Below are 10139 nucleotides of genomic sequence, written 5' to 3'. Positions count from 1 at the left end.
GTGGCTGTGCTGGCATAGGTGGCTGTTCCTACGGATAGCTCTTGAGGGGTTAAGCCTGTAAGCTTTTGGCTATCTAAAGACATTGTTGCGGTTGCTACCTCTAATTGACTTGGTTCTTTGTTATCAAGCCTGTCTGCATTTAAGGCATAAGTGGCTGTGCTAGCATAGGTAGAGTTTGTTGAGTTTAGCGAGTTGAAAGCATAGGTGGCTGTGCCTACAGTAAGCTCATCTGGTGTCTTTCCTGTAAGCTTTTGGCTATCTAAAGAGATTGTTGCGGTTCCTACCTCTAATTGGCTAGGCTCTTTGTTATCAAGCCTGTCTGAGTCATAGGCATAAGTGGCTGTGCTAGCATAGGTAGAGTTTGTTGAGTTTAGCGAGTTTAGCGAGTTGAAAGAATAGGTTGCTGTGCTAGCATAGGTGGCTGTGCCTACAGTAAGCTCATCTGGTGTCTTTCCTGTAAGCTTTTGGCTATCCAATGCCATTGTTCCTGGAGGTCCAGTTGGTCCCATTGGACCTACTGCCCCCTGTGTGCCTTGAAGACCTTGCGGACCCATTGGCCCTACTGCTCCTTCAGTGCCTTGGAGTCCTTGGGGTCCTGTTGGACCTTGCAAACCTTGAGTTCCCTGTGGACCTTGGGGTCCTATTGGTCCCTGTTCTCCCTGTGTTCCTTGTAATCCTTGAGGACCCATTGGACCTACTGCCCCTTGAGTTCCTTGTGGTCCTTGGGGTCCTATCTCTCCCTGTATTCCTTGCGTTCCTTGTGGTCCTTGGGGTCCTATTGGTCCCTGTTCTCCCTGTGTGCCTTGCAATCCTTGCGGTCCCATTGAACCTGGGTTAAGGGCATAGGTTGCGGTTTGGGCATAGATGCTTGTAAAGCCATAGACTACAGAGCCTATCTTCTGCCTTGGGCTTAATGCATCTCCATCCAGGACAAGCTCTAACCAAATTTGGTTGTGAGAGACTAAAGTATCCACAGGCAAACCATCTAATCGGACAGAGAATATGCCCTGGTTACAATAGACCTCTTTTGTTGTCTGCCAGAGCAGGATACCACCTGTTTCTTGAGGGTAGAGCCTGAAGGTTACAGTTTTACTTCCAGCAACTCCACCCGCTGCTGTCTTAAGAAGCCCCTGATAATAAATGCAGTTTGGGACCTCTGCTAATCCTGTTCCTGCCAATAATAGCAAGAACCCTAAACTCTTTAGAAATGTTTTCATTTTTTTCCTCCCATTCCCCTCTTTCAGAGGGGTGTCTGCCGAAGGCAGACGGGGTGTTTCCGTCGGATTTCACCTACCCCGTCAGGCTTCACCTGCCACCCCTTCAAAGAAGGGGAATAATTTATTTCACAATTCCAATCTTTCCTGTTTTCTTTCCTCCTCTTCCTTCGGTAATGGTATAGATATAGATGCCAGAGGCAATGTCTCTTGGAACTTCCCATATCTCTGGGCATTTTTCTACATCTATCTCTGCTATTAGCTCACCAGCAATGGTGTAGATTTTAATGATTGCACCCAGGCTTACCCTGTCAAAATAGATGAACCTTCCTTGTCCTTCCTCATTCTTCCTATAGGGGTTTGGATAGCAAAAGGCATTGCTGTTATCTGTGGTAATGGTTGAGGGTGGAATTTGTAAAGGAAGGGGAAATCCCGGGGCTTCTCCTGTAATGGTATAGGTTGAGTTGGATGATATGCCTCCTAAGAAATAGCCTAATCCAGAAATGCTATACTCAGAATTTTGTGATGTGCCTCCTGTGATAACAAAAAAGCCCCATCTTAAGTCTTCTGCAAACAAGGGTGCCTTTGCAAAAATAAGACAAAAGAGCAATGTGGCTAGCAGACGAGCCTTAGCGTCGTATTTCGTATATCGTATTTTTTGGCGAGTTGCTCTCTCTCTCTGAATATCCATAAACATCTTAAAAACCTTCATCTTGTCAATTCTAGTGTTTTTATCCTTTTTTAGGATTATACAATATCACCTTAACATCTTGTCAAACAATTTTTTGTACGTGTTTAGCTTTTCTCTTAACCAAATTACCATATACCTAGGCACAAAGGGGCAAAGGGACAAAGGCACAGAGTTATCTATCATCTATCTTTTTACACAGGCTAGTAAGCATTCTTTCTATAAGATTTTTGCCATACAATAAGGTCTCTATATGTCTTTACTTTGTGCCTCTGTGCCTTAAGTGCCTATTTTCCATTTTATTCTCACCTAGCTAAACACATACCTTTTTCTTTATTTATCATATTTTAAACAAAATCTGGGTAAGCTCTGTTAAAACCCTTCCCCTATTTGTAAATTTTAGCCTTACTAAAACATCACCAAGCCTTTCCTCCCTTCTTTGGGATTTTGCCATATCAAGTTGGGATTGGGTGATTATTCCTTTTCTAACAAGTACATCTCCCAATGTATCCTCTACCTCTGTATCCCTTGTCTTTCCTGTAAATACACTCTTTGTTGCCTCAAGGAAGACAGATGTGTCTACCTGAAATGGCTTAGGTTGATTTTTTCTTATCGCATCTACAAATTGTGAAAGCCTGCTATCCCTTTCCTTTATCTCAAAAGCCATCAAGGCTTCATCATATCTCTTTATAGCCTCTGTCATTTGGCTCTCTGTTGTTATTACAGGTTTTATTTCACATCCTGTTATCCTTCTGACATCGTCTATTGTAATAACATCAAGGGGATCTGACATAGCAAGGACAATTGTGTTATTGCTTTTTACAAGGGGAAGAACACCCTTTTTTTTAATTAAAGGATCCAGCCTCTTATCAAAAAAAGAGAATTCCCTATTAGAAAGATTGACCTTTGGGATATTCATCTGGGTTGATAAAACCTCACATATCTTCTCCTCAGAGATAAATTTAAGCTCTACCAAAATCCTTCCAACCCTCTCTTTCCTCTCTTTTTGAACAGCCAATGCCCTATTGAGCTTTTCTTCATCTATTAAACCCTCCCTTAAAAGAAGGTCTCCTAACCTTATTTTTTCTCGCATTGTATGTGTTTATCAGACAATTCAGACTTACCTGTTCTCTGATAATCTGTTTTTTGACTTCTTGGTTCTCACTTACTTCCAAAGAGCTTTTTTATCCAGGATTCCTTTTTTTGCTTTTTTACCCTTTGTTCCTCCAGAAACATAATCATCTCCCTTCTTCCAATATAACCAAGCCTGACAAGGGTATGACCAAGTCGCTCACCTGGATTTTTTGCCTGTTCCCTTAATGCCCGTGTAAGCTGATCCTGTGAGATCATCCCAGTTTTAACCAACAAATCACCAATCTTTTCCATTATTTCAACCTAATCTTTATCCTTGCAATTCCCCATTCCTCATATCTACCCTCCTTTAGGGAAGCAAACCTCCATCTTAATATAGAATTTATAGCAAGGCTATCAAGCTCTCTATATCCGAATGAATAGAGGATTGTAGCCCTATCAACACTTCCATCTGCCAATACCCAAAATTTAAAACTTCCCTCAAGTGATACGCCCTTTTTTTCAAACCATTCTGGAATCTTAAACCCCTCTTGATAAAAAATTGCCCTTCTTGCTACCTCTCCTGTAATCTCTAGTGTATATGGTCCCCCCTTTCCTTCTCCCTTTCCACCTTCTCCTCCTTCTCCCTTTTTTTCTCCACCACTAACAACCTCTTTTGTTCCTGTTCCTGTAAGTATCTCTCCATAGGTATTGGAAATATCAAGATTTGGTCTAACAGGTTTCCAGGGTAAAACTTCTTCTACCTTCCCCTTTTTACTTGGCATTTCCTCTGGTATTATTCTTTTAGGCTTAAATCGTGAAGGAAGGGCTTCGCTCTTTGCTGATGGTATAACAGGGCCTTTTGTCTTTACCTTTCTTTGAATGAACAAGATTTCTTTTCTCGGTGCTTCTGGAATATTAACAAGGGATACCTCTATTATCCTCTCCTCTTTTATCTCCCTATTCAGGATAATAAAGGATGAAAGGAAGATAAAGGCGCTATGAATAACCAAAGAACCTATAAATCCCATTGCTCGCTCCGCTCAATTTTAAATTTTAAAATCCTTTCCTCTTTCAATTTAAAATTTACAATTTGCATTTTCTTAATCCAAACCAAATCCACTATGCAAGGCACAAGCTGCCTCTTTCATTTTGCTTTTTTCAATAACACAGGAGATTTTTATCTCTGATGTAGATATCATATCAATATTTATCCTTTTATCCCCCAGGATTTTAAACATCTTTGCTGCAATGCCTGGATGGCTTTTCATTCCAACACCAACAATAGAAATTTTAGCAACATTATCATCTGAAAGGATTTTGTCAAATAAAAGCATTTCTTTTGTTTTTTCTAAAATTTCTACAGCAAGGCAAAGATCGTCTTTATCTACTGTAAATGAGATATTCGCCTTTTTGTCAGGGCTTTGGCTCTGGACAATTATATCTACATTTATAGAAGCATCTGCTAATGCTTGAAATATTTCAGCGGCTATCCCTGGCTTGTCTCTTACACCAATAATGGTAATCTTTGCACAATTTGGGTCTGTTGGTATTCCTGAGATAATTGGCTCTTCCATTTTTATCACCTCCTCACAAATAATTGTTCCAGGATTATCATTAAAACTTGACCTTAAATGAATGACAACACTATGTTTTTTTGCAAATTCAACAGCCCTTGTTTGCAAAACAACAGAGCCCAAAGATGCCATTTCAAGCATTCCCTCGTATGAGATAACATCCAACTTTTTTGCACCCTGGACAATCCTTGGGTCAGCTGTATAGACACCATCAACATCTGTATATATCTCGCAAGATTCTGCATCCAAAGAACAGGCAAGGGCAACGGCTGTTGTATCAGAACCACCCCTACCAAGTGTTGTAATGTCATCCTCTTCTGTTATTCCTTGAAACCCTGTAACAATTACAATATTATCCTCTGAAAGCTCTTTGTTCACCCTTGCTGTATCTATCCCTTTTATCCTTGCCTTTGTAAAGCTATCATCTGTTCGTATTCCAACCTGCGAGGCGGTTAAAGAAACAGCCTTAAACCCTTCATCCTGGATAGTCATAGAAAGAAGGGACGCACAGACTTGCTCCCCTGTTGAAATAAGCATATCAAGCTCTCGTTTATGGGGATTTTTTGTTATTTGATGGGCAAGGCTTATAAGATTGTCTGTTGTATCTCCCATAGCAGAAACAACAACAACAAGATGGTTATTTTTCTTTTTTTCATCAATTATTCTCCCTGCAACCTTCTTTATCCTATTTGAATCTGCAAGGGAAGAGCCTCCATATTTTTGCACTATTAACATACCTTAATCTTACAGAAAAATAGGGTGGATGTCAATTGATATGTGTTTATCTTTTTCATCCCCCTAGCTTTTCATAAATGCTGTTTACACAAACAGGTTTTCTTTGTGAGGCTTTAATTAGCTTTACAAGCTCATCCTTTGTCATCTTTTCACAAGGATTAGAAAATGTAGAGGAGACAATCTGCTCATCCCAGGAAAGCCCACCGATATCATCAATACCATACAATAAAACAAGGGGGATAAGACGCTTTTCTAAATACATCCATAAGCCCTTTATATGGGGAAAGTTATCAAGAAAGATCCTTGATACAGCATAAACCTTAAGAATTTGGACACAATCTGGCCCTTCTAAATGAGAAAGCAAGGTATTTTTTGGATGGAAAACCAGAGGAATAAATGCCATAAACCCTTTAGTTTCATCCTGAAGATCCCTTAAGCTATTAAGATGGTCTATTATCTCATCATTATTCTCAACAGAGCCAAAAAGCATTGTGGCATTTGACCTTATCCCTAATCTATGCGCCTCTTTCATTACAGAAAGCCATACCTCTTTTTTGGGCTTATTTGGAGCAATAATGTTCCTTACCCTCTCTGAAAATACCTCAGCACCACCACCAGGGATAGCACCAAGACCTGCATTCTTAAGCCGAATGAGGGTTTCCTTTATCGTAAGATTTGATATTTTAGCCAGAAAATCAATCTCAACAACCGTAAGTCCTTGAATGAATATATCACCTGTTTGTTTTATTCTTTGAAAAAGGTTTTCGTAATAAGATATATCAAGCTCTGGATGGCATCCTGCAACAATATGAACCTCCCTTATATCTTCTCTATAAGCAGATTTTACCCTTTCTATAATCTCATTAAAAGAGAGGAGAAATCCATCTTTTACATCCCTTGAGAAGGCACATAGGGGACATCTATAGACACATATATTTGTTGGGTTTATATTGATATTTAAGGAGAAATAGCAGGTATCTTTAAATCTTTCTTTTCTTATTTTATCTGCTAATTGACCAAGGTTTATAAGGTCAGATGAATTAAAAAGAGAAATCCCCTCTTCCCTTGTAATCCTTTCACCCCTTCTAATCTTTTCATAAATTTTCTCCACTCATTCTTTCTTCTCTTCTTGTGATTCTTCCTTCTTTGGCTCTACAACATTTACATCTTTTCTTGCAGCATTAGATGTTTTATAACCTATTGCAACCAATCCGTAATTTCCAGCAGGGTCTTGGATTGTATATTCACCTGTAAATGTTCCATTTTCATTGGATTCTGTCCAAAGGATTGCCTCATGCCTCCAAAAATCCACCCTTATCTTCTCAAAATGGCTAAATCCAACACCTTCAAATGTAATCTTTTGTCCTGTAATTGGCTCTGTTGGTGTTATCCATAATATGCTTGGCCTTATCTCAAATGTTTGTGTATGAAAGATTCCTGAATCTGTTTTTACAGTAATTGCCTTAATACCTCCTGGTCTTACATCAACAATTAAGCCATCTGCAAATGCTCCATCATTATTAATTGTAAATGTTGCATATTCTTCTTTGTCATCAAAGCCAATAGATAAAATCTCATTTGGAATCAATCCATCTGCATTTATATTTATCTTTGTCCCAATATATCCCTTTTTACTAGCTGGCTCAACAGAAATAAGCCTTGGCTTGATATTGAAAGCTATGGTTTCAATAAAATCCTTGCCACTTATTGATATTGTTTGTTCTTTCCCTGCTAGTTTTGGGCATAGAAAAGAGGTTTGAAAATTTCCATCCCTCTCAACTATATGGGTGGATAATGTCTCAATTGTTCCAAAACCTATTTTTATTTCTTCAGATGGAGCAAAACCAGCGCCAGAGAGGGATATGCCACTATCTACACAGGAAGAGCTTGAATTTAATAATACCTTTGGTTTCATAATAAATCCTGCCTCTGCAAGGAGGTATATTGTATGGCCTATAGCAAATAGGCGATTTTCTCCCTTTGGATGGTTTGAAACAATAAATTTTGCTGAAAATGTTCCTGTGTCTGTGCTTGCATAAGCCTCTGCAACAAGGTGCTGCCTTCCCATACCTACTTGAATTCTCTCTCCCAAACCATAGCCCATTCCACAGACACTTATTTCATCTCCCATAGAGCCAGAATTTGGGGAAAGCTTAACGCTTGGAATTATCCATATCTTTGAATTGTCAACCCTTGTTTTTCCTGTAGCTGTAACAACATGCTCTCCACCAGGGGTTAATGAAACATCAAATACACAAAAAAAGGTTCCTTCATTGGTTGTTGTAACCTTATTTTTCATATTAGAGGCTTCAATTAGAACCTCCTCATAAGCTTCAAACCCAGAGCCAGCTACCGTAAATGTCCCACCAATTGTGGTGTATTCTGGCCCAACAGAAATATCTGCCCATACACCCGCTCCTGCCAAAAGAAAAACAAATAATTTTTTCATCATTTTAACCTCCAAAATTTTTATTATTAAAAATTATAAAAAAACACCTATTCTTATGTCAACAGATTTTTTTGATAAACATTTATTCCTTTAAGTGTAAGGTCAGGGTCTATTATATCAATCTCCTTTAGATGGGAAAGAAAAAGGTTTATTCCACCTGTTCCAATAACCCTTGCTTCCTTTATCCTTCTTTTTATCCTCTTTGTCATTCCATCTATTTGTTCAATATATCCATAAAATATTCCAGATTGTATGGCAGATTTTGTATCGTTTCCAATACAAGATTTTGGTTCTTTAATCTCAAAAGGAGAAAGAAGGCTGCATTTTTCAAACAAAGAAGAAATGGAAATTTCAATTCCAGGAAGGATAGCACCACCAATATATACGGAATTTTTATCTATACAATCAAAAACTGTGGCTGTTCCTAAATCAACAATGATGATTGGAGGCTTGTATTGATGTAATGCACCCAAGACATTTGCAATCCTATCCTCTCCTATTTTTTCTGGGCTTTTAATACTTGTTTTTATTTTATCAAAAGAGACATATAGGGGTTTTATTTCAAAAGCCTTTGCCCTTTCTTCAATTATCGGATTTATCTTTGGAACAACAGAGGCAATGCAGATTTTAGACGGTTTTTCTTTTATCTTTTCAAATAAGGAGGGGGCTATGCTAGTTGGAATACTATCCTTAAAAATAATTTTTTCATTATAAAACAAGGCAAATTTTGTCTTTGTATTTCCAATATCAATTGCAAGAAGCATAGCATAATTATATAATATATTAAAGAATAAAATCTTTTAAAATTAATAGGAGGTTTAAAATTATGGATTGGGGAATGAAAAATCGGCTATCTCAGCTAATTCAGCCAGATGGTCGGTGTATGTTTATGCCTATAGACCATGGGTATTTTCAAGGACCAACAAGAAAATTAGAAAAGCCAGGGGAGACCATTAAACCCCTTTTGCCTTACTATGATGCCCTTTTTGTAACAAGGGGCGTCTTGCGCTCCTGTATAGACCCTAGTAATACCAAGCCAATTATTCTCAGGGTTTCAGGTGGAACAAGTATGGTAGGTAAGAACCTTGCCAATGAAGGCATTACAACCTCCATAGAAGAAGCTATAAGGCTTAATGCACAGGCATTAGGTATTTCTATATTTATAGGCTCTGACTATGAAAAAGAGACCCTATTAAATTTGTCTAAATTGGTTGATGAAGGTGAAAAATATGGCATTCCTATTATGGCTGTTACAGCTGTAGGCAAAGAGCTTGAAAAAAGGGATGCCCGCTATCTTGCTTTATGTTGCAGAATAGCCGCTGAGCTAGGTGCGAAGGTTGTAAAAACCTATTGGTGCGAAAATTTTGAGAAGGTAGTGCAAGGTTGTCCAGTGCCAGTAGTTATGGCTGGAGGCCCTAAGGTAGAGACAGAAAAAGAGGTTTTTTCCTTTGTCTATGATGGAATGCAAAAAGGAGCTATTGGAATAAATCTTGGCAGAAACATCTGGCAGAATGAGAATCCAGTTGCAATGATAAAAGCCTTAAGGGCTATTGTCCATGAAAATGCCACAGTAGATGAAGCTAATGGGATATTCTTGAAAGAAAAGAATGGATAATATAATGGAAAGGATAAGGCTGATAAGTGAGAGGCTCAAAAAGGAGTATAAGGCAGAGAAGGTTATTTTATTTGGCTCATATGCAAAGGGAGAACAAACCGAGGATAGCGATGTAGACCTTTTTATTATTGCCCCTACACGAGAAAAATTTTATGATAGGATGGCAAGTGTCCTTGGGCTTGTGCGTGACCTTTATGGAGGACTTGCTCTCTCGCCAATTGTTTTAAAACCAGAAGAAGTGGCAAAGAGATTAAAAATAAAGGATCAATTTGTAGAAGAGATAGTAAAAGAGGGGATTGAATTATGATAAAAGAAGAAGATTCTCTTATTCCTGATGATTGGAAAAGGGTTGCCCAAAAAGATTGGACTAGGATGAAAAAACACTTGGATGATGATGCTGAAGCAGTAGCCTATTTTTTACAGCAATCATTAGAAAAGTATTTAAAGGCATTTCTGCTTCAACACGGTTGGAAATTGAAAAAGATCCATGCACTTCATGATTTAATCAGCGATGCAATAAAATACAATCCAGCTCTTGAATCCTTTCGTAAATTATGTGAAAGGGTCTCTGGATATTATTTTACCGAACGCTATCCAAAATTAGTAGAAGAAGAATTAAGCTGTGAGGATGTAAAAAAAGATATTGAGGAGGCAAAAATGTTTATTAACTAAACTTTGGCAAATTTGTAAACTTCTCTTGAAAAACTTAAAGCTAAAAACTAAAAATGCAAAACTACAACTTAAAATTTAAAACCAAAGACTATAACAAAGACTATAATCTTAAGGTAAA

The 10139-nt window shown here is 38.2% G+C and carries 12 protein-coding genes; 3 read left to right on the top strand and 9 right to left on the bottom strand.

Annotated features, from left to right (window positions below; all coding sequences use genetic code 11):
- From AB1630_03395 to AB1630_03355, 9 genes are all read right to left on the bottom strand, one after another.
- Nucleotides 1-1217: hypothetical protein (locus tag AB1630_03395; protein MEW6102853.1), on the bottom strand; the 1217-nt coding region annotated here is incomplete at its 3' end.
- A gap of 121 nt (nt 1218-1338) precedes the next feature.
- A complete protein-coding gene (locus tag AB1630_03390) occupies nt 1339-1926 on the bottom strand; it encodes a T9SS type A sorting domain-containing protein (protein MEW6102852.1) in 588 nt (195 codons plus the stop codon).
- 316 nt (nt 1927-2242) lie between these two features.
- Nucleotides 2243-2995 carry a hypothetical protein gene (locus tag AB1630_03385; GenBank protein ID MEW6102851.1) on the bottom strand — a complete coding sequence of 251 codons (753 nt, stop codon included), beginning with the start codon at nt 2993-2995 and terminating at the stop codon, nt 2243-2245.
- 68 nt (nt 2996-3063) lie between these two features.
- Nucleotides 3064-3288, bottom strand: coding sequence for a hypothetical protein (locus tag AB1630_03380; protein MEW6102850.1), 225 nt, complete (start codon nt 3286-3288; stop codon nt 3064-3066).
- Nucleotides 3288-4004: an energy transducer TonB gene (locus AB1630_03375; GenBank protein MEW6102849.1), complete on the bottom strand. Its 717-nt coding sequence runs from the start codon at nt 4002-4004 to the stop codon at nt 3288-3290. Before AB1630_03375 ends, AB1630_03380 begins: the two co-directional genes overlap by 1 nt.
- A gap of 72 nt (nt 4005-4076) precedes the next feature.
- Entirely contained in the window at nt 4077-5285 is a 1209-nt protein-coding gene (locus AB1630_03370) for an aspartate kinase (GenBank protein ID MEW6102848.1), read from the bottom strand.
- 55 nt (nt 5286-5340) lie between these two features.
- On the bottom strand, nt 5341-6396 hold the full coding sequence (locus tag AB1630_03365; GenBank protein MEW6102847.1) for a CofH family radical SAM protein: 1056 nt from the start codon (nt 6394-6396) through the stop codon (nt 5341-5343).
- Nucleotides 6397-7737: a hypothetical protein gene (locus tag AB1630_03360; protein MEW6102846.1), complete on the bottom strand. Its 1341-nt coding sequence runs from the start codon at nt 7735-7737 to the stop codon at nt 6397-6399.
- Nucleotides 7738-7787: 50 nt separating this feature from the next.
- Nucleotides 7788-8498: a type III pantothenate kinase gene (locus AB1630_03355; protein ID MEW6102845.1), complete on the bottom strand. Its 711-nt coding sequence runs from the start codon at nt 8496-8498 to the stop codon at nt 7788-7790.
- A 62-nt stretch (nt 8499-8560) separates the two neighbouring features.
- Here AB1630_03355 and lsrF point away from each other — a divergent pair, with 62 nt between their 5' ends.
- Genes lsrF through AB1630_03340 form a run of 3 tightly spaced genes read left to right on the top strand, consistent with a single transcriptional unit; the run spans nt 8561 to nt 10021 of the window.
- Entirely contained in the window at nt 8561-9349 is a 789-nt protein-coding gene (lsrF, locus tag AB1630_03350) for a 3-hydroxy-5-phosphonooxypentane-2,4-dione thiolase (GenBank protein MEW6102844.1), read from the top strand.
- Nucleotides 9342-9656 (top strand): nucleotidyltransferase domain-containing protein, encoded by a 315-nt coding sequence (locus AB1630_03345; GenBank protein MEW6102843.1) that lies wholly within the window; start codon nt 9342-9344, stop codon nt 9654-9656. Before lsrF ends, AB1630_03345 begins: the two co-directional genes overlap by 8 nt.
- A complete protein-coding gene (locus AB1630_03340; protein MEW6102842.1) occupies nt 9653-10021 on the top strand; it encodes a HEPN domain-containing protein in 369 nt (122 codons plus the stop codon). The genes AB1630_03345 and AB1630_03340 overlap by 4 nt, the downstream gene beginning before the upstream one ends.
- The last annotated feature ends 118 nt before the right edge of the window (nt 10022-10139 follow it).

The sequence above is a fragment of the bacterium genome (assembly GCA_040753555.1).
Classification (GTDB): Bacteria; UBA9089; UBA9088; order UBA9088; family UBA9088; genus JBFLYE01.
Note: the sequence above shows the minus strand (reverse complement) of the source record. Positions and strands in the feature narration are given on the sequence as shown.

Coding starts and splice junctions, on each gene's coding strand:
- AB1630_03345 (MEW6102843.1), top strand. CDS start 9,342: ATGGATAATATAATGGAAAGGATAAGGCTGATAAGTGAGAGGCTCAAA.
- AB1630_03390 (MEW6102852.1), bottom strand. CDS start 1,926: ATGAAGGTTTTTAAGATGTTTATGGATATTCAGAGAGAGAGAGCAACT.
- AB1630_03375 (MEW6102849.1), bottom strand. CDS start 4,004: ATGGGATTTATAGGTTCTTTGGTTATTCATAGCGCCTTTATCTTCCTT.
- AB1630_03360 (MEW6102846.1), bottom strand. CDS start 7,737: ATGATGAAAAAATTATTTGTTTTTCTTTTGGCAGGAGCGGGTGTATGG.
- AB1630_03340 (MEW6102842.1), top strand. CDS start 9,653: ATGATAAAAGAAGAAGATTCTCTTATTCCTGATGATTGGAAAAGGGTT.
- lsrF (MEW6102844.1), top strand. CDS start 8,561: ATGGATTGGGGAATGAAAAATCGGCTATCTCAGCTAATTCAGCCAGAT.
- AB1630_03370 (MEW6102848.1), bottom strand. CDS start 5,285: ATGTTAATAGTGCAAAAATATGGAGGCTCTTCCCTTGCAGATTCAAAT.
- AB1630_03355 (MEW6102845.1), bottom strand. CDS start 8,498: ATGCTTCTTGCAATTGATATTGGAAATACAAAGACAAAATTTGCCTTG.
- AB1630_03380 (MEW6102850.1), bottom strand. CDS start 3,288: ATGGAAAAGATTGGTGATTTGTTGGTTAAAACTGGGATGATCTCACAG.
- AB1630_03385 (MEW6102851.1), bottom strand. CDS start 2,995: ATGCGAGAAAAAATAAGGTTAGGAGACCTTCTTTTAAGGGAGGGTTTA.